This window comes from Cellulosimicrobium marinum, from assembly GCF_020551945.1.
Lineage (GTDB): Bacteria > Actinomycetota > Actinomycetes > Actinomycetales > Cellulomonadaceae > Cellulosimicrobium > Cellulosimicrobium marinum.
Window position 1 is genome coordinate 92,658 of the sequence record NZ_JAJBZH010000006.1, and the last position, 25,541, is coordinate 118,198.

The 25,541-nt window shown below is 75.7% G+C and carries 21 protein-coding genes; 11 read left to right on the top strand and 10 right to left on the bottom strand.

Going from position 1 to position 25,541, the window contains the following annotated elements:
- Positions 1-167 precede the first annotated feature (167 nt).
- Genes LGQ04_RS14305 through LGQ04_RS14320 form a run of 4 tightly spaced genes read left to right on the top strand, consistent with a single transcriptional unit; the run spans position 168 to position 5,068 of the window.
- Positions 168-2,396: a polyribonucleotide nucleotidyltransferase gene (locus LGQ04_RS14305; RefSeq protein ID WP_229244612.1), complete on the top strand. Its 2,229-nt coding sequence runs from the start codon at positions 168-170 to the stop codon at positions 2,394-2,396.
- Between the two features lies 1 nt (position 2,397).
- Positions 2,398-3,729, top strand: a complete 1,332-nt coding sequence (locus LGQ04_RS14310) for a M16 family metallopeptidase (protein WP_229244613.1) — start codon at positions 2,398-2,400, stop codon at positions 3,727-3,729.
- A gap of 47 nt (positions 3,730-3,776) precedes the next feature.
- Complete coding sequence (gene dapB / locus LGQ04_RS14315; RefSeq protein WP_308016412.1) at positions 3,777-4,580, top strand: 4-hydroxy-tetrahydrodipicolinate reductase; 804 nt, start codon at positions 3,777-3,779, stop codon at positions 4,578-4,580.
- On the top strand, positions 4,577-5,068 hold the full coding sequence (locus LGQ04_RS14320) for a tetratricopeptide repeat protein (protein ID WP_229244614.1): 492 nt from the start codon (positions 4,577-4,579) through the stop codon (positions 5,066-5,068). Before dapB ends, LGQ04_RS14320 begins: the two co-directional genes overlap by 4 nt.
- A gap of 13 nt (positions 5,069-5,081) precedes the next feature.
- Here the strand turns inward: LGQ04_RS14320 and LGQ04_RS14325 are convergent, their stop codons facing one another.
- The 5 genes from LGQ04_RS14325 to LGQ04_RS14345 all read right to left on the bottom strand — a co-directional run bounded on the left by LGQ04_RS14325 (position 5,082) and on the right by LGQ04_RS14345 (position 8,734).
- Positions 5,082-5,540 (bottom strand): hypothetical protein, encoded by a 459-nt coding sequence (locus tag LGQ04_RS14325; protein ID WP_229244615.1) that lies wholly within the window; start codon positions 5,538-5,540, stop codon positions 5,082-5,084.
- An 81-nt stretch (positions 5,541-5,621) separates the two neighbouring features.
- Entirely contained in the window at positions 5,622-6,131 is a 510-nt protein-coding gene (locus LGQ04_RS14330; RefSeq protein ID WP_229244616.1) for a GNAT family N-acetyltransferase, read from the bottom strand.
- Positions 6,132-6,183: 52 nt separating this feature from the next.
- Complete coding sequence (locus LGQ04_RS14335) at positions 6,184-6,504, bottom strand: AzlD domain-containing protein (RefSeq protein WP_229244735.1); 321 nt, start codon at positions 6,502-6,504, stop codon at positions 6,184-6,186.
- Positions 6,504-7,253 carry an AzlC family ABC transporter permease gene (locus tag LGQ04_RS14340; protein WP_229244617.1) on the bottom strand — a complete coding sequence of 250 codons (750 nt, stop codon included), beginning with the start codon at positions 7,251-7,253 and terminating at the stop codon, positions 6,504-6,506. The genes LGQ04_RS14335 and LGQ04_RS14340 overlap by 1 nt, the downstream gene beginning before the upstream one ends.
- The gene (locus tag LGQ04_RS14345) at positions 7,250-8,734 is read right to left on the bottom strand and encodes an NAD-dependent succinate-semialdehyde dehydrogenase (protein ID WP_229244618.1); all 1,485 of its coding nucleotides are present in this window, start codon (positions 8,732-8,734) and stop codon (positions 7,250-7,252) included. Before LGQ04_RS14345 ends, LGQ04_RS14340 begins: the two co-directional genes overlap by 4 nt.
- A gap of 103 nt (positions 8,735-8,837) precedes the next feature.
- Here LGQ04_RS14345 and dapA point away from each other — a divergent pair, with 103 nt between their 5' ends.
- Both dapA and LGQ04_RS14355 read left to right on the top strand, forming a co-directional pair.
- Entirely contained in the window at positions 8,838-9,761 is a 924-nt protein-coding gene (gene dapA / locus LGQ04_RS14350; RefSeq protein WP_229244619.1) for a 4-hydroxy-tetrahydrodipicolinate synthase, read from the top strand.
- A 49-nt stretch (positions 9,762-9,810) separates the two neighbouring features.
- Positions 9,811-11,496, top strand: coding sequence for a ribonuclease J (locus tag LGQ04_RS14355; RefSeq protein WP_229244620.1), 1,686 nt, complete (start codon positions 9,811-9,813; stop codon positions 11,494-11,496).
- Positions 11,497-11,585: 89 nt separating this feature from the next.
- On the opposite strand, the gene LGQ04_RS14360 is transcribed toward LGQ04_RS14355, so the two are convergent.
- Complete coding sequence (locus LGQ04_RS14360; RefSeq protein ID WP_229244621.1) at positions 11,586-12,176, bottom strand: TetR/AcrR family transcriptional regulator; 591 nt, start codon at positions 12,174-12,176, stop codon at positions 11,586-11,588.
- An 18-nt stretch (positions 12,177-12,194) separates the two neighbouring features.
- Between LGQ04_RS14360 and LGQ04_RS14365 the strand changes: the two genes are divergently transcribed.
- Positions 12,195-12,719 (top strand): hypothetical protein, encoded by a 525-nt coding sequence (locus LGQ04_RS14365; RefSeq protein ID WP_267494936.1) that lies wholly within the window; start codon positions 12,195-12,197, stop codon positions 12,717-12,719.
- 10 nt (positions 12,720-12,729) lie between these two features.
- On the opposite strand, the gene LGQ04_RS14370 is transcribed toward LGQ04_RS14365, so the two are convergent.
- The gene (locus LGQ04_RS14370) at positions 12,730-13,527 is read right to left on the bottom strand and encodes an MBL fold metallo-hydrolase (RefSeq protein ID WP_229244622.1); all 798 of its coding nucleotides are present in this window, start codon (positions 13,525-13,527) and stop codon (positions 12,730-12,732) included.
- Positions 13,528-13,616: 89 nt separating this feature from the next.
- On the opposite strand from LGQ04_RS14370, the gene LGQ04_RS14375 reads away from it, so the two are divergent.
- Positions 13,617-16,448, top strand: a complete 2,832-nt coding sequence (locus tag LGQ04_RS14375; protein WP_229244623.1) for an FtsK/SpoIIIE family DNA translocase — start codon at positions 13,617-13,619, stop codon at positions 16,446-16,448.
- Positions 16,449-16,492: 44 nt separating this feature from the next.
- Here LGQ04_RS14375 and LGQ04_RS14380 read toward each other — a convergent pair whose 3' ends face one another.
- Positions 16,493-17,800 carry a CapA family protein gene (locus LGQ04_RS14380; RefSeq protein ID WP_229244624.1) on the bottom strand — a complete coding sequence of 436 codons (1,308 nt, stop codon included), beginning with the start codon at positions 17,798-17,800 and terminating at the stop codon, positions 16,493-16,495.
- Between the two features lie 53 nt (positions 17,801-17,853).
- Between LGQ04_RS14380 and pgsA the strand changes: the two genes are divergently transcribed.
- The 3 genes from pgsA (at position 17,854) to LGQ04_RS14395 (ending at position 19,666) form a co-directional block, all read left to right on the top strand.
- On the top strand, positions 17,854-18,474 hold the full coding sequence (gene pgsA, locus LGQ04_RS14385) for a CDP-diacylglycerol--glycerol-3-phosphate 3-phosphatidyltransferase (RefSeq protein ID WP_229244625.1): 621 nt from the start codon (positions 17,854-17,856) through the stop codon (positions 18,472-18,474).
- Positions 18,471-18,950, top strand: a complete 480-nt coding sequence (locus LGQ04_RS14390; RefSeq protein ID WP_229244626.1) for a CinA family protein — start codon at positions 18,471-18,473, stop codon at positions 18,948-18,950. Before pgsA ends, LGQ04_RS14390 begins: the two co-directional genes overlap by 4 nt.
- Before the next feature lie 374 nt (positions 18,951-19,324).
- Positions 19,325-19,666 (top strand): helix-turn-helix domain-containing protein, encoded by a 342-nt coding sequence (locus tag LGQ04_RS14395; RefSeq protein ID WP_229244627.1) that lies wholly within the window; start codon positions 19,325-19,327, stop codon positions 19,664-19,666.
- 4 nt (positions 19,667-19,670) lie between these two features.
- Here LGQ04_RS14395 and LGQ04_RS14400 read toward each other — a convergent pair whose 3' ends face one another.
- Positions 19,671-20,504 (bottom strand): DNA-formamidopyrimidine glycosylase family protein, encoded by an 834-nt coding sequence (locus LGQ04_RS14400; RefSeq protein WP_229244628.1) that lies wholly within the window; start codon positions 20,502-20,504, stop codon positions 19,671-19,673.
- 17 nt (positions 20,505-20,521) lie between these two features.
- On the bottom strand, positions 20,522-25,459 hold the full coding sequence (locus tag LGQ04_RS14405) for an Lhr family helicase (protein ID WP_229244629.1): 4,938 nt from the start codon (positions 25,457-25,459) through the stop codon (positions 20,522-20,524).
- Positions 25,460-25,541 lie beyond the last annotated feature (82 nt).

Below are 25,541 nucleotides of genomic sequence, written 5' to 3' on the forward strand. Positions count from 1 at the left end.
GACCCCGAGCCTCCCGCCCCGCGGGACGACCGGGCACCGCCGTGGACCTCGATCGAAGACCGCCGAGCGTCGAGCGCGACCGGAGCCCTGCGCGCCTCGCGCGCGGGCACGGACCGGAAGCCTCGACAGGGCTGCCCGGGCGGCGCTTCGAGAAAGGGAGGGCACCCGTGGAGGGTCCCGAGATCCAGTTCGCCGAGGCCACGATCGACAACGGTCGCTTCGGCACCCGCACCGTCCGGTTCGAGACCGGGCGCCTCGCACGTCAGGCCGCCGGCTCCGTCGCCGCGTACCTCGACGACGAGACGATGCTCCTGTCGGCCACGTCGGCCGGCAAGCACCCCAAGGACCACTTCGACTTCTTCCCGCTGACGGTGGACGTCGAGGAGCGCATGTACGCCGCGGGCCGCATCCCCGGCTCGTTCTTCCGCCGCGAGGGCCGCCCCTCGACGGACGCGATCCTCGCGTGCCGCCTCATCGACCGCCCGCTGCGCCCCCTGTTCGTCAAGGGCCTGCGCAACGAGGTCCAGGTCGTCATCACCGTCCTCGCGATCCACCCGGACGACGCGTACGACACGCTCGCGATCAACGCGGCCTCCGCGTCGACGCAGATCTCCGGCCTGCCGTTCTCCGGCCCGGTCGGCGCCGTGCGCATCGCGCTCGTCGACGGCCAGTGGGTCGCGTTCCCGAAGTACTCCGACAAGGAGCGCGCGGTCTTCGACATGGTCGTGGCCGGCCGTGTCGTGGGCGACGACGTGGCGATCGCGATGATCGAGGCCGAGGCGACCGACAACGCGTGGGGCCTCGTCAAGGACGAGGGCGCCACCGCCCCGACCGAGGAGATCGTCGCCGAGGGCATCGAGGCGGCCAAGCCGTTCATCAAGGCCCTGTGCGACGCCCAGGCGGCGCTCGCCGCGCAGTCGGCGAAGCAGGTCCAGGAGTTCCCGCTCTTCCTCGACTACCAGGACGACGCGTTCGCCGCGGTCGAGGCCGAGGTGTCGGGCGACCTGCGCGAGGCGCTCGCCATCGCGGACAAGCAGGACCGCGAGAACCGCCTCGACGAGATCAAGAACGAGATGGTCGGCAAGCTCCAGCCGGGCTTCGACGGCCGCGAGAAGGAGCTCTCGGCGGCGTACCGCTCGCTGCAGAAGCAGCTCGTGCGCCAGCGCGTCCTCACGGACGGCGTGCGCATCGACGGTCGTGGGCTCGCGGACATCCGCACCCTGTCGGCCGAGGTCGAGGTCCTGCCGCGCGTGCACGGCTCCGCGCTGTTCGAGCGCGGCGAGACGCAGATCATGGGCGTCACGACGCTCAACATGCTCCGCATGGAGCAGCAGATCGACTCGCTCGGTCCGGAGACGCGCAAGCGGTACATGCACAACTACAACTTCCCGCCCTACTCGACCGGCGAGACCGGTCGCGTGGGCAGCCCGAAGCGCCGCGAGATCGGGCACGGCGCGCTCGCCGAGCGCGCGCTCGTGCCGGTGCTGCCGAGCCGCGAGGAGTTCCCCTACGCGATCCGCCAGGTGTCCGAGGCGCTCGGCTCCAACGGCTCGACGTCGATGGGCTCCGTCTGCGCCTCGACGCTCTCGCTGCTCAACGCGGGCGTGCCGCTGCGCGCCCCCGTCGCGGGCATCGCGATGGGCCTCATCTCCGACACCGTCGAGGGGGAGACGCGCTACGCCGCCCTCACCGACATCCTCGGGGCCGAGGACGCGTTCGGCGACATGGACTTCAAGGTCGCCGGCACGCGCGAGTTCGTCACGGCCATCCAGCTCGACACGAAGCTCGACGGCATCCCCGCCTCGGTGCTCGCCGGCGCGCTGACGCAGGCCCGCGACGCGCGCCTGACGATCCTCGACGTCATCGCCGAGGCCATCGACGTGCCCGACGAGATGTCCCCGAACGCCCCGCGCGTCATCACGGTGAAGGTGCCGGTCGACAAGATCGGCGAGGTCATCGGCCCCAAGGGCAAGATGATCAACCAGATCCAGGAGGAGACGGGCGCGGACATCTCCATCGAGGACGACGGCACCGTGTACATCGGCGCCACCGACGGCCCGTCGGCCGAGGCCGCCCGCGCGGCGATCAACGCGATCGCCAACCCGCACGTGCCGGAGGTCGGCGAGCGCTTCGTCGGCACCGTCGTCAAGACGACGTCGTTCGGCGCGTTCGTGTCGCTCTCCCCGGGCAAGGACGGTCTGCTGCACATCAGCCAGATCCGCAAGCTCGTGGGCGGCAAGCGCGTGGAGAACGTCGAGGACGTCCTCGGCGTGGGCCAGAAGGTCCAGGTCGAGATCGGCGAGATCGACCCGCGCGGCAAGCTCTCGCTGCACGCCGTGGTCGAGGAGGACGCGGAGGAGTCCGCCGCTCCTGCGACCGAGGGCGGCGACGCCTGACGTGCCGTGGGACCTTCCGCTCGTCCCGGCCGGTGAGGCCGGGGCGGAGCTGAGCGCCGGGCAGGACGGTGCGACGATCCGTCGCAGCGTCCTGCCCGGCGGGGTCCGCGTGCTCACCGAGTCGATGCCGGGCCTGCGCTCGGCGACGATGGGCGCGTGGGTCGGGGTCGGCTCGCGCGACGAGACCGACGGGCACTTCGGCTCCACGCACTTCCTCGAGCACCTGCTGTTCAAGGGCACGTCGCGCCGCACGGCGATGGACATCGCCGAGGCGTTCGACGCCGTCGGCGGCGAGGCCAACGCCGCGACCGGCAAGGAGCACACGTGCTACTACGCACGCGTGCTGGACACCGACCTGCCGATGGCGGTCGACGTCATCGCGGACATGGTCACGTCGGCGCGCCTCGACCCGGACGAGCTCGAGACCGAGCGCGGCGTGATCCTCGAAGAGCTCGCGATGAACGACGACGACCCGTCGGACGTCGTCCACGAGGAGTTCGCGGCGGCGGTGCTCGGCGGCCACGCGCTCGGCCGTCCGATCGGCGGCACGCCGGACACCATCACCGCGGTGCCGCGCGACGCCGTGTGGGAGCACTACCGCTGGCACTACCGTCCCGAGACCCTCGTGGTCGCGGCCGCGGGCGGCGTCGACCACGACGTGCTCGTCGAGCAGGTGGGGCGGGCGCTGTCCGACGGCGGGTGGTCGCTCGACGCGGCCGCCGCACCGCGCGCCCGGCGCGACCCGGCCGACCCGGCGCTCGCCGGGGTCGGTGCCGAGGGCGTCGAGCTGACGATCCGGCGCTCCGTGGAGCAGGCGAACGTCGTCATCGGGGGGACGGGCCTGGCCGCGACGGACGAGCGCCGTTTCGTGCTGTCGGTGCTCAGCGCCGCCCTCGGGGGCGGGATGAGCTCGCGGCTGTTCCAGGAGATCCGGGAGAAGCGCGGGCTCGCGTACTCGACGTACTCCTTCGCCTCCGGGCACGGAGGCATCGGCACGTTCGGCCTCTACGCGGGCTGCGCTCCGGGGAAGGTCGACGAGGTCACCGCGCTGCTGCACGGCGAGCTCGACCGGCTCGCCGCCGACGGGCTCACGCAGGCCGAACTGGACCGCAGCACCGGGCAGCTCGCGGGCGGGCTCGTCCTCGGGCTCGAGGACTCGGGCTCGCGCATGAGCCGCCTCGGCAAGTCGGAGCTCGTCTACGGGGAGCTGCTGAGCCTCGAGGAGTCGCTCGACGCGATCCGGTCGGTCACGCTCGACCAGGTCCGCGACCTCGCGGGCGAGCTCGCCTCCCGGCCCCGGTCCGTCGTGCGGGTCGGCCCGTTCGGCGACTGAGCCGCGCTCGCGACGGGCGGTGGGCCGGTGACGGATAGGGTGGCGCGGTGACCGCGAACGACGCAGCCCCGACCGCCCCCGCCCGTCCGACGCCCCTGAAGGTCGCCGTCCTCGGCGCCTCGGGCCGCATGGGCTCGACCACGTGCGTGGCCGTCGAGGCGGCCGCCGACCTCGAGCTCGTCGCGCGCCTCGACGCCGGGGACGAGCTCTCGGCGCAGACGCTCGCGGGCGCGCACGTCGCGGTCGACTTCACCGTCCCGTCGGCGACGGAGGCGAACGTCCACGCGCTGCTCGACGCGGGCGTGCACGCCGTCGTCGGAACCACCGGGTGGACCGACGAGAGCCGGGGACGCGTCGTCGAGCACCTGGAGCGTGCGGCGGGGGAGGGGCGTCCCGGCCTGGGGGTGCTCATCGCCCCCAACTTCGGCCTCTCCGCGGTCCTCGCGATGACGTTCGCGGCGAAGGCCGCCCGCTACTTCGAGTCGGCCGAGGTGGTCGAGCTGCACCACCCGGGCAAGGTCGACGCGCCGTCCGGCACGGCCCGGCACACCGCGGCGGCGATCGCGGCCGCGCGCGGCGACGCGGGACTGGCGACCCAGCCCGACGCGACGGAGACGGGCTGGGAGGCGCGCGGCGCCGACGTCGACGGGGTGCGCGTGCACGCGGTGCGCCTGCGCGGGCTGGTGGCGCACGAGGAGATCCTCTTCGGCAACGAGGGGGAGCAGCTCGTCATCCGCCAGGACTCGTTCGACCGGGTCTCGTTCATGCCGGGCGTGCTCCTCGCCGTCCGGGAGGTCGTCTCCCGACCGGGCCTGACGGTCGGGCTCGAGAACGTGCTGGACCTCGCGTGAGCGACGACGACGCCCCGGCGTCGGGGCGTCGGGGCCGCAGGCCCTGGAAGCCGTTCGTCGGCGCGCTCCTCGTCACGGCGCTCCTCGCCCTGTACGTGTGGCAGGTGGCGGGCCGCGCGCTCGCGCTCGTGCGCACGGGCGAGCCGGTCGCGATCGCGATCGGTGCCGCTGTCCTCATCCTCCCGCTGCTCGTCATCGGTCTCGTCGCCCGGGAGTTCCGTCTCGCGGCGACCGTCCAGCGCATGGCGGACGAGCTCGCGCGTGACGGCAGGCTCCCCGTCGACGACCTGCCGCGCTCGCCGGGCGGGCGCATCGACCGTGCCGCGGCCGACGCGGCGTTCGGCCCGTACCGGGAGGCGGTGGAGGCGGACCCGCAGAGCTGGGAGGCCTGGTACCACCTCGCCTTCGCCTACGACGCGTCGGGTGACCGGCGCCGTGCGCGCGAGGCGCTGCGCACCGCCGCCGCGCGCTACCGCGCGGGCCGCTGACCGCGTCCCGACCTCACAGGCTCGTCCAGCAGTACAGGCGCTCGCCGGTGTCGTCCGCCCGCACGCACAGCGAGGCGAGGGCGTGGAGCGTCGCCGCCAGGGCGCCGGGCTCGGCGCCCTCGACCTCCTCGGCGCCGGCCCACCGGCGCGCGACCCGGTCGAGCAGGCCGGGGGCGGCACCCGCGAGGGCGGACACCAGCTCCTCGGACACGCTGACCACCCACGGGCCCTCGTCGCCGACGCTCGCGACGAGCGTGCCGTGGCGCGGGTGGCGCACCACCTCCGCGTACGGGCGGTCGGTGAGCAGCGCGGTGAGCGTGCCGAGGGCGACGAACGGGTCGATGGACGCGACGCGGACGCTCACGAAGGGCCGTCGGACGGCGACCGGGTCGACCGCTTCCGGGCCGCCGACCGCGACGGTCGCCGCCCGCTCGTCGTCCGCGGCGGCGAAGTAGTCGGTGACGAGGCTCATGACCGTCGATCCTGGCAGCCGCGCGCGGCCCGTGGGTCACGGCGGTGTCACCGTCGTGTGACGGCCCGGGGTCGGGTCGTGTCAGAGCTGGGCGACCCACCGGTGCTCGGCGACGTCGCGCACGCCCGTCGCGAGCGTGCGGGTCCGTCCGTCGGGCCCGAGCCCGGCCCCGGCGAGGAAGCTCTCGCGGGCCGCGTCGCCGTCGAGCACCCAGGTGACGACCTCCTCGGCGCCGTCGCGGCGCAGCCGGTCCACGGCGGCCGAGAGCAGCCGCGACCCGTGCCCGCCGCGCTGGTGCCGCGGCTCCACCTCGAGCGCGAGGAGCTGTCCCGGCCCGACCGCGGCGAACCCGACGACGTCGGCCCCCGCGCACGCGACGAGCACCCCGAAGCCGGGGCCCGGGGGCGCGGAGATCGCGGCGGCCCACTGCTCGCGCATGCGGACCGTGTCGAGGGCCTCGATGACGTCGTCGCCCAGCACCTCACCGTGGTCGGCGCGCCACGCGCGGACCTGGATCGCGGTCATGGCGACGTCGTCGCCGACGATCGCGGGGCGCACGGACACGTCGGCGGTCTCGCGGAAGAGGCTCACGGCACCACCCTAAGCGCGGCGCGGCGCCCGACGGACGCCGTGCGGACCCGGGTCAGCCCCAGCCGAGCGCGCGCAGCCCGGCCGCGGTCGCCGCGGCGAGGACCACCACCACGACGAACGGGGCACGCAGGGCGAGCGCCACCGCCGCCACCCCGAGCGCCGGCAGGCGCGCGTCGACGACGAGCGCCTGCCCGGCACCGATCGTCTGCACGGCGACGAGCGCGCCCAGCAGCGCGGCCGTGACGAGCGCGGCCGTCCGGGCCACGCGCTCGTCGGCCAGCCAGTGCTCGGGCACGAGGTGGCCGGCGAGCTTGAGCGCGAAGCACAGCGTCGACGCCGCGAGGACCACAACCCAGACCGTGGCGGGCGACATCACGCCGCCTCCTTCCGCCGCGGGCCCGTGCCGACCTGGCCGAGGACGACGGCGGTCGCGGCGGCCGCGAGCACCGGGACGCCCGGCGGGGCGAGAGGCACCAGCAGGACGGCGACGGCGACCGCGGCCGCGACGACGAGCTGCACGGCGCGCGTCGCGAGGCGCGGCCACAGGAGCGCGAGGAACGCCGCGCCCGCAGCGGCGTCCAGCCCCCAGGTGCGCGGGTCGCCCAGCGCGTCGCCCGCGAGCGCCCCGACGAGGGTCATGAGGTTCCACAGCACGAAGATCCCGACGCCGGTCAGCCAGAAGCCGGCGCGGGCGGCGCGGCGCGAGCGCTGGGCGGTCGCGACGGCGGCCGACTCGTCGATCGTCACCTGCGCGGCGAGGACCTTCTGCCAGGCGCGCAGCGCGAGGAGGGGGCCGAGCTGGGCGCCGTACAGGCTGTTGCGCACGCCGAGGAGACCGGCGGTGGTGACGGCGGCGGCCGCGGTGCCGCCCGCGCCGACCACGCCGACGAGGGCGAACTGCGAGCCGCCGGAGAACATGAGGAGGCTGAGCGCCGCCGTCTGCGCGACGTCGAGCCCGGCGACGACGGACAGCGCGCCGAAGGACACGCCGTAGAGCCCGGTCGCGACGGAGACGGAGACGGCCTGGCGCGCGGCGGCGCGGACCTCGTCGTCGACGGCGTGCTCGGCGGCGGCCGCGACCTCGTCCGGGGTGCCGTCGGCCGCGTCGGGGCGCGGGGTCACAGCGCGACGTAGACGGTCTCGAGGTACTCCTCGAGCCCGGCCTCGCCGCCCTCGCGGCCGAGGCCCGACTGCTTGACGCCGCCGAACGGCGCGCTCGCGTCGGACACCATGCCGCGGTTGATCCCGATCATCCCGGCCTCGACCTCCTCCGCGACCCGCACGGCCCGGTCGAGGGAGGTGGTGTACGCGTAGGCGGCGAGGCCGTACTCGGTGGCGTTGGCGAGCTCGATCGCCTCGTCGTCGTCGCCGAACGCGACCACGGGCGCGACGGGACCGAAGATCTCCTCGGTGACGACCCGCGCGTCGGGGTCGACGCCCGACAGGACCGTGGGGGCGTAGAAGTGCCCGACGTCGCGGGGGCGCTCGGCACCGGTGAGGACCTGCGCCCCGCCGTCGACCGCGGCGTCGACGAGCTCCGCGACGGCGTCGACGGCCTTCGCCTCGACGAGCGGGCCCACCTGCACCCCGTCCTCGAACCCGGGGCCGACGCGCAGGTCCGCGAACGCGGCGGCGAGGCGCCGCGCGAACTCGCGGGCGACGGAGTCGTGCACGAGGAAGCGGTTCGCGGCGACGCAGCTCTGGCCGGCGTTGCGCAGCTTGGCGACGACCGCTCCCTCGACGGCGGCGTCGAGGTCCGCGTCGGCGAACACGACGAACGGCGCGTTGCCGCCGAGCTCCATGGACGTGCGCAGGACCTGCTGCGCGGCGCCCTCCAGCAACGTGCGGCCGACCGCGGTCGACCCGGTGAACGACAGCTTGCGCAGCCGGGGGTCGGCGAGGAGAGGCGCGCTGATCCCCGCGGCGTCCGACGACGGGACCACGTTGATCACCCCGGTCGGCAGGTCGCGGTCGGCGAGCTCGGACCGGACGACCTCGGCCACGAGCGCCGTCGTGAGCGGGGTAAGCCGCGCGGGCTTGACCACCACCGGGCAGCCCGCCGCCAGCGCGGGCCCGATCTTGCGGGTCGCCATCGCGATGGGGAAGTTCCACGGCGTGACGAGCAGCGCGGGCCCCACGGGACGACGGTGCACGAGCTGCCGGTTGCCGCCCGCCGGGGCGGTCCGCACGAGCCCGTCGGCGCGCACCGCCTGCTCGGCGTACCAGCGCAGGAAGTCGGCGCCGTACAGCACCTCGGCGCGCGCCTCCGCGAGCGGCTTGCCGCACTCGGCGGTGATGAGCGCGGCGACGTCGTCCGCCCGGGCGACGACCCGCTCGTAGACGGCCCGCAGCACCTCGCCGCGCTCGCGCGGCGGGGTGGTGCGCCACGCGGGAGCGGCGCGGTGCGCCGCGTCGAGGGCGCGCAGCGCGTCCTGCCCGGTGGCGTCGGCGACGTCGAACAGCGACTCCTCGGTCGCCGGGTCCTCGACCTCGAACGTCCTTCCGCCCTCCGCCGGCCCCCAGTGCCCGTCCACGAGCAGGCCCGTCGGCACGTGGGCGACGAGGGCGGGGGACAGCGCGGACGTGGCGGCGGGGCGGGACATGCTCCGAGTATCGCCCCGGACCGTTCACGGACGCACCCGCGCGGGCGCCCGTCCGGGCGGACGCGGGAGGTCCCGGCCGTGGCGGGCACGGTAGTTTGTGCTCATGACGCTTCCCCCGACGCCGCGCCGCCCGTTCGGCGCCGTCCTCACCGCGATGGTGACGCCGATGACGCCGGACGGCGTCGTGGACCTCGAGGCGGCGGCGCGCCTCGCGACGCGCCTGGTCGACGACGGCAACGACGGCCTCGTGCTCAGCGGCACCACGGGGGAGTCCCCGACCACCCACGCACCCGAGAAGGCCGACCTCGTGCGCGCCGTCGTCGAGGCCGTCGGCGACCGGGCCGCCGTCGTCGCCGGGGCGTGCTCGAACGACACGGACCACGCGATCCGCATGGCCGAGCAGGCCGCGGAGGTCGGGGCCGACGGACTGCTCGTCGTCTCCCCGTACTACTCGCGCCCGAACCAGGAAGGTCTGTACCGCCACTTCGCGGCGATCGCCGACTCGACCGACCTGCCCGTCATGCTCTACGACATCCCCGGGCGCGCCGGCGTGCGCCTGACCGCCGAGACGTACGAGCGCGTCGCCGCGCACCCGCTCATCGTCGCCACGAAGGACGCCACGGGCGACGTCTACGGCGCCGCCAAGCTCGCCGCCTCGACCGGGATCGCGTTCTACAGCGGCGACGACGGGCTCCTGCTCCCGTTCCTCGCGCACGGCGCCGCCGGGATCGTGTCCGTGTCCGCGCACGTCGTCGCCGGCCGGTTCGCCGAGGTGGTGCGCCGCTTCGACGCCGGCGACCACGCCGGGGCGCTCGAGACGTTCCTCACCACGACGCCCGTGATCGACGCGATCAACGGCGCCGGTTTCCAGGCCGTCATGGCCAAGGCCGCCGTCGAGCTCCTGGGCGTCACCGACAACCGGCACCTGCGCCTGCCCAACGTCGCCGCGACCGAGGAGGACGTCGCGCTCCTGCGTGCCGCGCTCGCGGCCGCCGACCTGCTCCCCGAGGGAGCCGCCGCGCACTGACGCGGACCCCAGACACCGTCCCACCGGCTCAGCCACGACAGGAGGCCCCGTGAGCCACCCCCATCCCGAACTGTCCCTGCCTCCCGAGCTCCCGGCCGGAGGGCTGCGCGTCGTGGCCCTCGGCGGCCTCGGCGAGGTCGGCCGCAACATGGCCGTCCTGGAGTACGACGGCCGCCTGCTCGTCATCGACTGCGGCGTGCTGTTCCCCGAGGACAACCAGCCCGGCGTCGACCTCATCCTCCCGGACTTCGACTACATCAAGGACCGGCTCGACGACATCGAGGCGATCGTCCTCACGCACGGCCACGAGGACCACATCGGTGCCGTGCCGTACCTGCTGCGACTGCGTCGCGACATCCCGCTCGTGGGCTCGCAGCTCACGCTCGCGTTCGTCGAGGCGAAGCTCAAGGAGCACCGCATCGCCCCCGTGACGCTCGCGGTCAAGGAGGGGCAGACCGAGAAGCTCGGCGTCTTCTCCTGCGAGTTCGTCGCGGTGAACCACTCCATCCCCGACGCGCTCGCCGTCGCCGTGACGACCGGCGCGGGCACCGTGCTGCACACGGGCGACTTCAAGATGGACCAGCTCCCGCTCGACGGCCGCATCACCGACCTGCGGGCCTTCGCCCGGCTCGGCGAGCAGGGCGTGGACCTGTTCATGGTCGACTCGACCAACGCCGAGGTCCCCGGCTTCGTCACGCCCGAGGTCGAGATCGGCCCGGTGCTCGACACCGTCTTCGCGCAGTCCGAGAAGCGCATCATCGTCGCGTCGTTCTCCTCGCACGTGCACCGCGTCCAGCAGGTGCTCAACGCCGCCCACCACCACGGCCGGCGCGTCGCGCTCGTCGGGCGGTCGATGGTGCGCAACATGACCATCGCGTCCGAGCTCGGGTACCTGAACGTCCCCGAGGGCGTGCTCATCGACCTCAAGAAGGTCGACTCCCTGCGCGACGACGAGACCGTCCTCATGTGCACCGGCTCGCAGGGCGAGCCCATGGCCGCCCTGTCCCGGATGGCGAACGGCGACCACAAGGTCTCCGTCGGCATGGGGGACACGGTCATCCTCGCGTCGTCGCTCATCCCCGGCAACGAGAACGCGGTCTTCCGCATCATCAACGGGCTCACGCGCCTCGGCGCGCGCGTCGTGCACGGCGGCAACGCGAAGGTGCACGTGTCCGGGCACGCGAGCGCCGGCGAGCTCCTCTACTGCTACAACGTCCTCAAGCCGAAGAACGTCATGCCCGTGCACGGCGAGGTGCGCCACCTCGTCGCCAACGGGGCGCTCGCGGTCCGCACCGGCGTCCCCGCCGACCGGGTCGTGCTCGCCGAGGACGGCGTGGTCGTCGACCTCGTCGACGGTCGCGCCTCGGTCGTCGGCGCCGTGCCGTGCGGGTACGTCTACGTCGACGGGTCGAGCGTCGGGGAGATCACCGACGCCGAGCTCAAGGACCGGCGCATCCTCGGCGAGGAGGGCTTCGTGTCCGTCTTCGCCGTCGTCGACTCCGCGACCGGCAAGGTGCTCGCCGGGCCGCAGATCCTCGCGCGCGGGTTCGCCGAGGACGACAAGGTCTTCGAGGACATCCACCCCGAGGTCGTCAAGGCCCTCGAGGACGCCATCGCGGGCGGTGCGACCGATACCCACCAGCTCCAGCAGGTCATGCGGCGCGTCATCGGCCGCTGGGTGTCGAACCGCCTGCGCCGCCGCCCCATGATCGTCCCGGTGGTCGTCGAGGCCTGACCAGGCCGCCCCGCCGCCCGGGCCGCCGTCCCACCTCGCGGACGGCGGCCCGGGCGTCGTGGTGCGGGCGGCCGGGCCCAATCGTGCCCTCAGCGCAGCGAGGTGACGAGCGCGCGCCCGACGGCGCCCGCGGCGCTCGCCCAGCGCGCGTCGCGCTCGGCCTCGTCGCCCGGGACGAGACCGGCGAGCTCGAGCGCGACGAGCCCGTGCACGAGCCCCCACAGCCCGAGCGCGGCGTCCGTGACCGCCGCGGGTGCGGCGTCGGGCGCCACGCGCGCGACGGCGTCGCGCAGGACGACGAACGTCGCCTGCTCCGTCGGGGCCGGGGCGTGCGTCCCGGGGCGGACCCCGCGCGCGAACATCACCGCGTAGTAGTGCGGGTCGGCGAGGGCGAAGCCGCGGTACGCGGCCCCGAGCGCCGCGAGGTCGGCGGCGGGGTCGGTGGTGCGGGCGACCGCGTCGAGGTGCGCCGCGAAGCGGCGGAAGCCCTCGGCGGACACGGCCGCGACGAGGTCGTCCCGGCTGCCGAAGAGGGCGTAGACCGCGGACGGGCTCGTGCCGGCGCCGCTCGCGACGCTGCGGACGGTCGCGGCGGCCTCGCCGTGCTCGGAGATCGTGCGCGACGCGACCTCGAGGAGGGTGTCGCGCAGCGCGGCGTCGTGCAGTCGGGGTCGGGCCACGTCGGCAGTCTAGAGATCTTGACCGAGCAACGCGAACGGTGTTCTATAACAACGTTCAGAAACGTCTGTCCGCAAGCATCTCTCGACATCCCGGCCGGCGTGCGCGCCGACCCTGGCTCCCGGAGGTCCGTCGTGCTCGAGCTCACCGACGCCGCCCGCATCACCGCGGGGGTCGTCCTCCTCACCGTCGTCGGCATCGAGTCGGGAGGCGCGTTCCTCGTCCGCGTCGTCACGGGCACGGTGCACGCGACCGGCTTCCAGACGTCGTTCTTCCGCGCCGGGCACGCGCACGCCGGCGTCCTCGTGATCCTGGGGCTCGTGTGCCTCGTGCTCGCGGAGGCGACGTCGCTCGACGGGTTCTGGCGCTGGCTCGCGGGCACGGGTGTCCTCGTCGCCGCGATCTTGCTGCCCGCGGGGTTCTTCCTCTCGGCCGTCGGGTCCGGGCGCGAGTCGCCGAACCGGGCCGTGGTGCTCCTCCCCGCCGGGGCAGCGGTCCTCGCGGCGGGGGTCGTGACCCTCGGGGTCGGGCTGCTCGTGGTCTGACCCGGGCCGCTCAGCCGCGAAGCGCGGCGAGCTGCTCCGCGTGCCAGTCGGCGACGTACCCGGACAGGCGGTGGTCCGCCACGTCCGGCCCGCCCGCCGCGGCGCGCTCCAGCGCGTCGAGGTACCGCCGGTCTGCCGCGAGGCGTCCCGCGATCGCGGGCTCGCCCACGGCCGGTGCGCCGTGGCCGGGGACGACGACGGCCACGTCCCGCGCGACCTCCGCGAGGAGGTCGAGCGCCGCGCGGTACGTGGCCACCGCGTCGGGCGCGTCGGGGTCGAGGAGAGGGACCTCGACGTCCGAGAGCATGTCCCCGGCGAGCAGGGCGCCCGCGACGACGAGCGCGGCGTGCCCCGGGGCGTGCGCGTCGTGCTCGACCACCCGCGCACCGCCGGACCAGGGGAGGCTCGTCGCGCCGTCGGGCAGCGGGTCGAGCGCACCCACGAGCGAGGGGTCGTGCCCGGGGGCCTCGGCCTCCGTCGCCGCGAGGGTCCGCGCCCGCCGACGACGCACGGTCGCCACGGCCCGCGCCGTCGCCCAGCGCGGCACGCGTCCGAACGACCCGTGCCACAGCACGTGGTCCCAGTGGGGGTGCGTGGAGAAGCCCGCGGTCACCCGCCACCCCCGGTCGGCGACCGTCCGGGCCAGCGCCGCGCACTCCGCCACGGACACCCCCGGGTCGACGAGCAGGACGTCGCCGCCGGGCCCGACCACCAGCGTCGACGTGGTGTCCCACAGCCGTGCCGTCGAGACGTGCACCCCGGGCACGACCTCGACGAGCGTGCGTCCGCCACCGTCGCTGCTGCCCATGCGCTCCTCGTCCTCCTCGACCTGCCGACGGGACACGCGTCGCCGGGGTCCGCGTCCGTGTCGTGCCCTGCGGGTAGGTTAGGACCACTATGGCGACCCGCACGTCCCCGCAGGCGCGTCGGACCGCGAGCAACCGCAGCACCACCGCCCGGACGGCGGCGCGCGGCGGATCCTCCGCGGCCCGCGGCACGTCGCGCGCCGGGAACGGGCGCCGGACCACCACGACTCGGCGTGCCCCGGCGCGCCGTCCCGCGTCGCGGTCACCCTGGCCCGTCCGGGCCGTGCGCGGGCTCTGGCTCGGTGCGGCCCACGGCATCGGGGCGGTCGTCCGCAAGATCGGCAAGGGAGCGAGAGAGCTGGACCCCGCACACCGGCGCGACGGCGTCGCGTTCTTCCTCATCGCCCTCGCGGTCGTCGTGGCCGCCCGGGAGTGGTGGGGCATCTCCGGCACCTTCGGCACCGTGGTGCACGCCGTCGTCGCGGGGACGTTCGGCCTCGCGGGCGTGGCGGTGCCCGTCCTGCTCCTGTGGCTGGCCGTGCGCATCATGCGCCACCCCGAGCGCGCGCAGGCGAACTCGCGCGTCGCGATCGGGCTCACCCTGCTCGTCGTGTCCGTGTGCTCCCTCGTGCACGTCGCCGAGGACCTCCCGGCACCGCGCGACGGGTTCGCCGCCGTGCAGGACGCCGGCGGGATCGTGGGCTACCTCGCCGCCACACCCGTCACGACGGGGCTCACCGAGTGGTTCGCCGTCCCGATCTTCCTGCTGCTCGGGTTCTTCGGGCTCCTCGTCGTGACCGCGACGCCCGTCCACCGCATCCCGGAACGCCTGCGCGGCCTCTACGACACCCTCACCGGCAACCACCGGGGGGACGACGCGACCGACGACGACCTCGCGCTCGCCGAGGGCGTGTCCCGGCACGACGGGAGCGAGGACGCCCCGCGCGCCCGCCGTCCCCGCAAGCCGCGCCGCACCAAGGCGCAGCGGGCCGCGGAGGCCGCGGAGATCGAGAAGCCCGAGGGCGGGTTCTCCGGCGACGAGGCCTTCGAGACCGCGGCGATGCTCGACCACGAGGACGGCGGCCGCCCCGCGGGCCGGAAGGGTGGCGTCGCGGCCCCCGATACCGCCGCCCCCGGCACGGCACCCACGCAGGCCGTGCCCGCCGTCGGCGGCGCCGCGCAGGACACCGCCGCGGCGGGCCTGGGCGCCGTGGCACCCGCACCGGGCGACGGCGCGGGCGGCGTCCCCGGCCCTCCGCCGCCCGGCGCCCCGGTGCCGCGCGGGGTCCAGCCGATGCTCGAGGGCGACACCGTCTACCTCCTGCCGAACGAGGACTCGCTCGTCAAGGGCGCCCCGCACAAGGTGCGGTCCGCGGCGAACGACCGCGTCGTCGAGGCGCTCACCCAGACGTTCGAGCAGTTCGAGGTCGACGCCCAGGTCACCGGCTTCACGCGCGGGCCGACGGTGACGCGCTACGAGGTCGAGGTCGGGCCGCGCACGAAGGTCGAGCGCATCACGTCCCTCGGCAACAACATCGCCTACGCGGTGGCGAGCGCGGACGTGCGGATCCTGTCACCCATCCCCGGCAAGTCCGCGATCGGCATCGAGATCCCCAACACCGACCGCGAGACGGTGGTCCTCGGCGACGTGCTCCGCTCGTCGGCGGCGCGACGCACCGAGCACCCGATGGTCATGGGCGTCGGCAAGGACGTCGAGGGCGGCTACGTCGTCGCGAACCTCGCGAAGATGCCCCACATCCTCGTCGCCGGCGCCACCGGCGCGGGCAAGTCCAGCTTCATCAACTCGATGATCACGTCGATCCTCATGCGCTCCACGCCGGAGCAGGTGCGCCTCGTCCTCGTCGACCCCAAGCGCGTCGAGCTGACGATCTACGAGGGCATCCCGCACCTCATCACGCCCATCATCACGAACCCCAAGAAGGCCGCCGAGGCGCTGGAGTGGGTCGTGCGGGAGATGGACGCGCGCTACGACGACCTCGCCGCGTTCGGGTACAAGCACATCGACGACTTCAACGCCGCCGTGCGCGCCGGCAAGGTCAAGCCGCTGCCCGGGTCGGAGCGCCGGATCGCGACCTACCCGTACCTGCTCGTCGTGGTCGACGAGCTCGCCGACCTCATGATGGTCGCCCCGCGCGACGTCGAGGCGTCGATCCAGCGGATCACGCAGCTCGCCCGTGCCGCGGGCATCCACCTCGTCCTCGCGACCCAGCGCCCGTCGGTCGACGTCGTCACGGGCCTGATCAAGGCGAACGTGCCGTCGCGGCTCGCGTTCGCCACGTCCTCCCTCGCCGACTCGCGCGTCGTGCTCGACCAGCCGGGGGCCGAGAAGCTCATCGGCCAGGGTGACGCGCTCTTCCTGCCCATGGGTGCCGCGAAGCCCATGCGCGTCCAGGGCGCATGGGTCTCGGAGTCGGAGGTCCACGCGGTCGTCGAGCACGTCAAGGGCCAGCTCAAGCCCGTGTACCGCGAGGACGTCACGCAGGCCGCGGCGAAGAAGCAGATCGACGAGGACATCGGCGACGACCTCGACCTGCTGCTGCAGGCGGCCGAGCTCGTCGTCACGTCGCAGTTCGGGTCCACGTCGATGCTGCAGCGCAAGCTGCGGGTCGGCTTCGCCAAGGCGGGCCGCCTCATGGACCTGCTGGAGTCCCGCGAGATCGTCGGCCCGTCCGAGGGGTCGAAGGCGCGCGAGGTCCTCGTCACGCCGGAGGAGCTGCCCGGTGCCCTCGCCCTCATCCGGGGCGAGCCGCAGGAGGTGTTCGACGGTCAGGCCGAGACGTCGTCTCCGGCGGGGGACGGGCACGGCGGCGGGCACGCGTACGCGGACGGCACCGACGGGCACATGCCACCCGTGGCCACGGACTACCACGACGGCGCGGACACGGAGCCCGGCCTGCGCTGAGCGCTCCCGGGGACCGGTCTCGTGACCGATGAGGTCGGACCGCGTCAGCCGGCGGCCGGGACCGACGCCCGCCGCGGCACGACGACCGGGGCGGGGCCGGTCGGAGTCGACGGCTCGGACACCTCCGGCGCCTCGTCGCCGACCGCGGCCCGCACCCGCGCGACGCGCTCGCCCAGCGCCTCGACGGACAGCGAGCCGGTCTCGGGCGCGTCGACCGCGTCCACGAGGGCGCGGACCAGGTGCCCGGCGCGACGGTCCACCGTCGTCGGTGTCCAGGCCACCCCCGTGACCCGGGCCGGGCCCTCGGTCGGCTGCGTGACCGTCGCGGTGAGGAACAGCCCCGAGTCGGTGCGCGGGTCGCAGCAGTCGCCGTCCTGGTTGGAGACGAGGTTGCCGAGCCCGTACGCCACCCACGTGCCCGTGCCGTCGGGGCCGCCGTCGAGGCGCGTGACCGGCTGCGGCACGTGGGCGTGGTGCCCGATGACGAGGTCGACCTGCCCGGACGCGGCGAGCCGCTCCGCGACGTCGACCTGCTGTGCGTTCGGCACCGACGTGTACTCCACCCCGGCGTGGACGCTCACCACGACGAGGTCGGCCCCCGCGGCGCGTGCCGCGGCGGCCTGCGCCACGAGCGCGTCGGCGTCGAGAAGCGTGACCGACCACGGCGCGTCGGCGGGAACAGGCAGGCCGTTCGTCCCGTACGTGGCGGACAGGTGCGCGACCCGCACCTCTCGGCCCTCACGGGCCAGCGTGTAGACCTGCGGGGCGACGGCCTCCTCGGCGGTGCGCGCCGTGCCGACGTGGCCCAGCCCGGCGGCGTCGAGCGCGTCCAGGGTGGTCACGACGCGCGGCATCGCCCGGTCGACCGAGTGGTTGGACGCCGTCGAGCACCCGTCCCAGCCCTGCTCGGCGAGGTCGCGGACCAGCTCAGCGGGTGCCCCGTAGACCGGGTAGCCCGTGGGTGCGACGCCGGCGGGCGCCAGGGGCACCTCGAGGTGGCACAGCGCGAGGTCGACGCCCTGCACCCACCGGTCCAGCGGCGTGAGCAGCGGTGTGAAGTCGTAGCCCTCGTCGGTGCGGGCCGAGTACGTGACGGGCATGTGGGTCAGGATGTCGCCGGTCGCGCCGATGGTGAAGACGACGTCCTGCGCCGGCGGCGCTGCGGGCTCGGCGGTGACGACCGCGGGGGCGAGGGCGTCGGCCGCGCTCGCGCCGGGGGACGCGTCCGTGCCGAGGACGTCGCGGACGACCGGCGGGGCGAGCACGCCGACCCCCACGGCGAGGACGGCCACGGCCGTGCCGACGAGGACGCCGCGACCGCGCAGGGGTGCGGGTCGTCCGTGGCGTGGCACGGGCGGGATCGTACCCGACGCAGGCGTCCTGTCCGAGCGCCTAGGCTGGACCCGTGGTCACCGCCGTCCCGTCCCCGTGGAACTCCGCGAACGTCGTCACCATGGTGCGGATCCTCCTGGTCCCCTTCTTCGCGTGGGCGCTCGTCGTCGACGACGGGGAGTCCGTGACGTGGCGTCTGGTCGCGACGGGCGTCTTCGTGCTCGCCGCGGCCTCGGACCGCCTCGACGGCTACCTCGCGCGCCGCTACGACCTGGTGACCGACCTGGGCAAGCTGCTCGACCCGATCGCGGACAAGCTGCTCGTCGGGACGGCGCTCGTCCTGCTCGCATGGCCCCTCGGCGAGCTGCCGTGGTGGGTGCCGGTCGTGATCCTCGTGCGCGAGCTCGGGATCACCCTCATGCGCCTCGCGGTCCTGCGCTACGCGGTGATGCCGGCGTCCCGCGGGGGCAAGCTCAAGACGGTGCTGCAGGCGGTCGGGATCACGCTCTTCCTGCTGCCCCTCGCGCACCTGCCCGGCTGGGTGGAGGTCGTCGCGTGGGTCGTGCTCGGCGCCGCGATCGTCGTCACCGTCGTCACGGGTGTCGAGTACGCGGTCCAGGGGTGGCGCCTGCGCCGCGACGCCCTGCGCGCGCTGCGGGTCGAGGAGCGGTCCGGCGGGAACGCGGCGGGGTGAGCGGCGGCGCCGTCGACCTCGTCGCCGCGCTGGCCTCGCGCGGCTGGACCCTCGCCGTGGCCGAGTCGCTGACCGGTGGCCTCCTGGCGGCGACGGTGGTAGACGTCCCGGGGGCGTCGCGGGTGCTGCGCGGCGGGGTCGTGGCCTACGCGACGGACGTCAAGGCGTCGGTGCTCGGCGTCGACGCAGGCCTGCTCGCCCGCGAGGGGGCGGTCCACCCGCTCGTCGCGCAGCAGATGGCCGATGGCGTGCGGCGCGCCCTCGCCGCGGACGTCGGCGTGGCGACGACCGGGGTGGCCGGCCCCGAGCCGCAGGACAGCCGGCCGCCGGGCCTCGTCCACGTTGCGGTGCGCACGCCGGAGCGGTCCGCGGTGCGGGACCTCGACGTCGCGGGGGACCGGGGTGCGGTCCGGCGGGCCGCCGTCGACGCCGCGCTGCACCTCGTCCTCGCGCTCGTGGACCAGGGCCGGCCCTGAGCGGGGACCGCGAGGCCACGGGTGAAATCCGGGCCCGGCGGGCACGGCGCGCGGTGCGTGGCCGCGTCGGGCCTGTGGAGGCGTCGTGAACACGCTGCGGGGGCCGCGGCACGGCTCGCGCCCCGGGGAACAACGGCCCGGGGCGGTGCGTTGGACTGCACGTGATCGCGAACAGGACCGCTCCGCGCCCGGGCGCACGCCCGGGCACCTCCGCACCCGGCCGCCCCGGCGCTCGTGCCGGTGGCGTGGGCGGACCGGCGGCGGGGTACGGTAGGACGACCCCCGCACACGGGGCACGTACGAAGGATTCGCGCACCCAGGTGGGAGCCCGACCGGCTCCCGGGGGCGCAGGGGACACGGAAGGGGGTCGCCAGATGATTGTGCTTCGACGGGAGATCGGGGACGTGCTGCGAGACGCTCGCCAGCGTCAGGGGCGCACCCTGCGAGAGGTGTCCTCCGCGGCTCGGGTCTCGTTGGGTTACCTCAGCGAGGTCGAGCGCGGACAGAAGGAAGCGTCGTCGGAGCTGCTCGGCTCCATCTGCGAGGCGCTCGACGTCCCGCTGTCGCTGGTGCTGCGCGAGGTCAGCGACCGGGTGGCGGTCGCCGAGGGCCTGCTCATCCCGGACACGATCCCCGCGGACTTCGCGACGGCCGTGCTCGGGCGTCAGCACCCCGAGGGGACGACGCGACGCGAGGACCTCCAGCCGGTCGGCTGAGTCCTCACCCCGGCGGCGGCTGGCAGCCGGGACACCAGAAGATCGGACGGTCGTAGGGCGGCTCGTTGGCCGTCCCGACCGCGACGGGCGTGCCGCACGTGTGGCACGCCCGTCCTGCACGTCCGTGGACGTGCCGCACGTACCCGTCGCGCGGGTCGAAGCCGTGCCGGACGGTGCGTGCCATGAGCTCGCGGGCGGTGACCAGGACGCTCTCGAGGTCGGGCACGTCGCGCACGGGCGTCCACGGCCACACGCGTCGCGCGTGCAGGGACTCGGCGGTCCAGATCGTGCCGAGGCCGGCGACCGTGTGCTGGTCGAGCAGCGCCTCGGCGACGGGGACGCCCGTACCTGCCCGCTCCGGCCGGTGGCGAGGACCGAGGCCCCCCGCGGCGTCGTCCGCGAGGAGGCGCTGCACGGCCGTGCCGAGCCCGGCGTCGAGGAAGTCGTCGGCGAGGACGTCGGGCCCGAGGCCGCCGACGACGCGGTGCTCGTCGCTCGTGCGCAGCACGTGCAGCATGCCGATGCGCACCCCGATCGTCGTCCACCACGCGTTCGCGAGGACGACCCGGACCGTCGGGCCCCCGCCGCGCGCCGCACCGGTGCCGGTGCGGGCGACGTGCCACTCGCCCTCCATGCGCAGGTGGGTGTGCAGGGTCCAGCCGTCGTCGAACCGTGTCAGCAGGTGCTTGCCGTACGGGACGACGTCGACGACGGTGCGGCCCACGAGGTCGTGCTCGGCGGCGCTCGGCCACCGCAGCTCCGCGCGCACGAGCGCGCGCCCGGTGAGCGCCTCGCCCAGCCGGGTGGCGGTGATCCGCACGACGTCACCCTCGGGCACGCGTCACCTCCCGCACCTCACGCCGCACGCAGGCCCCGGGGGGTCGCGCGGAACCCCGCGTCGAGCATGGCGCGTGCGGCCTCGTCCGCGGGCGTGCTCGACGTCCCGGCGCCGGCGAGGGCGTCCACGCCGTCGATCCGCTGCACCACGACCTTGCCGAGCCGTCCGTCACGGACCGCGGCGACGAGCGCCGCGCACGCGTCGGCGAGCCGCGGCCCGTCGACGAACGACAGGACCGAGCGGCCGCCGCGCTCCACGTAGAGCGCGAGGTCGCCCTCGCTGAGGACGACGACCGCCCCGGCCTTGCGGCCCGGCCGGTGCCCCCGGGCCGCGCCCTCCGGCGCGTCGTCCTGCGACGCGGGCCGCACGGGCCAGGCGAGGGCCGCACCGTAGGGGTTGGCGGGGTCGGTCGCGGCGAGCAGGACCGGCCCCGGCGGGGGCCCGTCGGCCCGCGGGCCGACGCCGGCGTCGAGCGCGCGCTCGCGGTCCAGCCCGTCCGTGCGGAGCTGGTCGACGGCGCCCGGCAGCGCGAACTGCGACCCGCCGAGGTGCTCGACGAAGTAGCCGCGGCGTGCCGCGCCGGTGGTCTCGAGCTCGGTGAGGACGCGGTAGACGTTGCGGAACGCCCCGGCGACCCCCTCCGCGGGGGCCACGGCCCGGGTGAGGACCCCGTGCCGGTCGAGGAGCACGCGCGCGAGCGCGTGCGCGCGCCGCGTGGGGTCGGGCTCGCGCTCGGGCAGCGCGGACCAGCGCCCGCCGCCGCCGCGCAGGGTGGTGTCGGGCGCGCCGGGCGGGCGCAGGCCGGCGAACCGGGCCCGTGCCATCGGGCGGGCGCGGGCCGGTGCGCGCGGGGCCCGGTGCGTCCCGCCCGCGGCACCGAGGCGCGACCGGAGGGCGCCGTACCCGTCGTTGGTCACGTGCCCGGACCACACGAGCTCCCACAGGGCGTCGAGCGTGGGGCCCACCTGCGTCCCGGCCCGCTCGGCGAGGACGGGGAGGAAGAAGCCGCCCGATCCGCGCAGGAGGTCGAGCAGGGACCGTGCGAGCGGGTCGTCCGGGTCGGGGGCCTCGTCGGGCAGGGTGAGGGGCGCCCACTCGGCGAGGTGCAGGCTCACGAGCCCGTCGCCCCCGCCGGAGCCGGGCAGGGCGGCGTGCCCGCACCAGACGACCTCGCCCGCGGTGGTCAGCTCGTCGAGCATCCCGGGCACGTAGTCCCGCACGCGGGCGGGGAGCACGAGCGTCTCGAGCGCCGACGCGGGGACGGCGGCGCCGGAGAGCTGCTCGACGACGCGCAGCACCCCGTCCGTCCCGCGCAGCTGGCCGACCCCCTGCCAGCGCGGCAGGAACACGCCGAGCGTCTCGGACGGGACGGGCTCGACCTCGGCGCGCAGCGCGGCGAGCGAGCGTCGCCGCAGCACGCGCAGCACCTCGGCGTCGCACCAGTCGTCCCCGGTCCCGCCGAGCGACTCCGGGCGCAGCCGCCCGCGCACGACGAGCCGGGCGGCCTCGAGCCGTTCGAGCGCGTGCAGCACGACGGCCACGCCGAGGCCGAGCCGCGCCGCGAGGGCGTGCGCGGAGAACGGTCCGCGGGTGCGGGCGTGGCGCCGCACGAGGTCCCCGAGGGGGTCGGGGACGGGCTCGGTGAAGACCTCGGGGATGCCGACGGGCAGGGCGACGCCCAGCGCGTCGCGCAGGCGCCCGGCGTCCTCGACGACGGCCCACTGCCGCGCGCGTTCGTCCGGCACCCCGGCGAGGCGGACGGCGATGACGCGTCGTGCCGTCCCGAGCTCCGCGAGCCAGTCGTCGACGTCGTCACGGACCTCCTCGCGCGTGCGGGCGGCGAGCTCGTCGCGGGTGAGCGGTCCCAGGCGGCGCAGCACGTCCCACAGGTCCTCGGCGTGCCGCGCGCGACGGTCGGGCGCGAGCGCGCCGAGCTCGGCCTCGGTCCGCTCGATCGCGGCGGGGTCGAGGAGGTCGGCGAGCTGCGCGCTCGCGCCGTCGCCGCCCAGCAGCTCCGCGAGGAGCGTCGGGTCGAGCGACAGCGCGGCCGCGCGGCGCTCGGCCAGCGGCGCGTCGCCGTCGTAGAGGAACTGGGCGGTGTACCCGAACAGGAGCGACTGCGCGAAGGGCGACGGGGTCGGCGTCGTCACCTCGACGAGGCGGACCCGGCCGTGCGCGAGGTCGCGCATGAGGTCGGTGAGCGCCGCGACGTCGAAGTCGTCCTGGAGGCACTCGCGGGCGGCCTCCAGCACGACGGGGAACTCCGGGTACTCCGAGGCGACCGACAGGAGCTGTGCGGAGCGCTGGCGCTGCTGCCACAGGGGCTGGCGGCGGTCGGGGCGGCGCCGGGGGAGCAGCAGGGCGCGGGCCGCCGCCTCCCGGAACCGCGACGCGAACATCACCGACCCGCCGAGCTCGGTGCGCACGGCGTCGAGGACGTCGTCCGGGTCGAGGAGCAGGTCCTCCACCGGGACCGGGCCGTCGGCCACGACCCGGGCCCCGTCCGGCCCGTCGGCCGACGGCGGGCCGTCGAGCCACGAGTCGCCGGTGTCGGGCAGGCGCAGCACGATCCCGTCGTCCGCGTGCATCGCGGCGGCGTCGACCCCGTAGCGCTCGCGGAGGCGGGCGGCGAGGACGAGAGCCCAGGGTGCGTGGACCTTCGCGCCGTACGGCGAGTGCACGACGACCCGCCAGTCGCCCAGCTCGTCGCGGAACCGCTCGACGACGACGGTGCGGTCGTCGGGCACCCGGCCGGTGGCGGCGCGCTGCTCGTCGAGGTACGCGACGAGGTTGTCGCTCGCCCACGCGTCGAGCCCGGCGGCCGCGAGGCGCTCCCGGGCCGCCGCGCCGTCCGTCGCGACGAGCGCGTCCGTCTCGCGCACCCACGCACCGAGCGCGCGCCCGAGCTCGGCGGGCCGCCCGGGGGAGTCGCCCTTCCAGAACGGCAGGCGACCCGGGATGCCGGGGGCGGGCGTGACGAGCACCCGGTCGGGCGTGATGTCCTCGATCCGCCACGTGCTCGACCCGAGCGTGAACGTGTCGCCGACGCGCGACTCGTAGACCATCTCCTCGTCGAGCTCGCCGACCCGCTTGCCGCCCCGGGGCGCGCGCTCGCGGGCCGGTCCCGCGTCGTCGTCCCCGCCCGTCGTCGCGTCCGCGCCCGACGCGAGGAACACCCCGTACAGGCCGCGGTCCGGGATCGTGCCGCCGCTCGTCGCGGCCAGGCGCAGCGCCCCGGGCCGCCCGGTGAGGGTGCCCGACGCGCGGTCCCACACGACGCGCGCCCGCAGCTCGCCGAAGTCCTCGCTCGGGTAGCGCCCGGCGAGCATGTCGAGCACCGCGTGCAGGGAGGCGTCGCCGAGGCGCGCGTACGGCGCGCTGCGGCGCACGAGCGCGGCGAGCGCGTCGACCGACCACGTGTCGACCGCGACCATGGCGACGACCTGCTGCGCGAGCACGTCGAGCGGGTTGGCGAGCACGTGCAGCTCCTCGATGCCGCCCGAGCGCATGCGCTCCGCGACGACCGCGGACGGCACGAGGTCCCCGCGGTGCGTGGGGAACACCACGCCGTGCGACACGGCGCCGACCTGGTGACCGGCGCGCCCGATGCGTTGCAGACCCGACGCGACCGACGGCGGCGCGCCGACCTGGACCACGAGGTCGACCGCGCCCATGTCGATCCCGAGCTCGAGGCTCGACGTCGCGACCACCGCGGGCAGCCGGCCGTCCTTGAGCTCGGTCTCGGTGCGGGTGCGCTCGGCGCGGCTCATCGACCCGTGGTGCGCCCGGGCGATCACCGGCTCGACGCCCGAGCTCGCGCCCGACTGCGCCTGCACCTGCGCGGCCGTGACCGTGGCCGGGTCGAGCACGTCCTCGCCCTGCCGCTCGGCCCACAGCTCGTTCATGCGCGCGGTGAGCCGCTCGGCGCCGCGGCGCGAGTTGGTGAACACCAGCGTCGAGCGGTGCCCCGCGACGAGGTCGACGACGCGCTCCTCGACGTGCGGCCACACCGACGGGCGGGCCGGCCGGTCGCCGCCCGGGCGCGACGTCGCGGGCCCCGACAGGTCGGGCTCGCCCGGGGGCAGCGGCACGAGGCCCGGGAGCCCCCCGGGCGCGGCGACCCCCGACGGCGCGGGGGCCCCCGCACCGTCGGGGGTCCTCGGGGCGGACGCCGGGACCGTCAGGTCGGCGAGGTCCGGGACCGGGACCACCACGTCGACCTCGATGCGCTTCGTCGCGGGCGGCTGCACCACGACCACCTCGCGCCCGCCCTCCTCGGCAGGCCGGTGCCCGCCGAGGAACGTCGCGACGGCCTCGACCGGACGGACGGTCGCCGAGAGCCCGACCCGCTGGGCCGGACCGCGCCCGCTCTCCTCCAGGAGGGCGTCGAGACGTTCGAGCGACACCGCGAGATGGGCGCCGCGCTTCGTGCCCGCGACCGCGTGGATCTCGTCGACGATCACCGTCCCCACCCCGGCCAGCCCGGCGCGCGCGGCCGACGTCAGCACGAGGAACAACGACTCCGGCGTCGTGATGAGGATGTCCGGCGGGTGCGTCGCGAGGCGGCGGCGCTCCGTCGCGGGCGTGTCACCCGTGCGGGTGCCGACCACGACGTCCGGCACGTCGCGCCCCAGCCGGACCGCCGCCTGCCGGATCCCGGCGAGCGGGGAGCGCAGGTTGCGCTCGACGTCCGCCGCCAGCGCCTTGAGCGGCGAGACGTACAGGACGCGGCAGCGCTGCTCGCGCTCCGGGACGGGGGAGCCCATGATCCGGTCCAGCGACCACAGGAACGCGGCCAGCGTCTTGCCCGACCCGGTCGGCGCCACGACGAGCGCGTGCCGGTCCGTCGACACGGCGTCCCACGCGCCCGCCTGCGCGGGGGTCGGCGCGTCGAACGCGCCCGCGAACCACGCACGGGTGGGCGCGGCGAAGCGCTCCAGGGGGTCCACGGTCACGCGCCCATTCTCACCGCAGCCACCCACGCCCGCCCCGGGAGCGCCCCCGTGCCGTGCCGCGCGGCCGCCGGTGCGGGCGCCC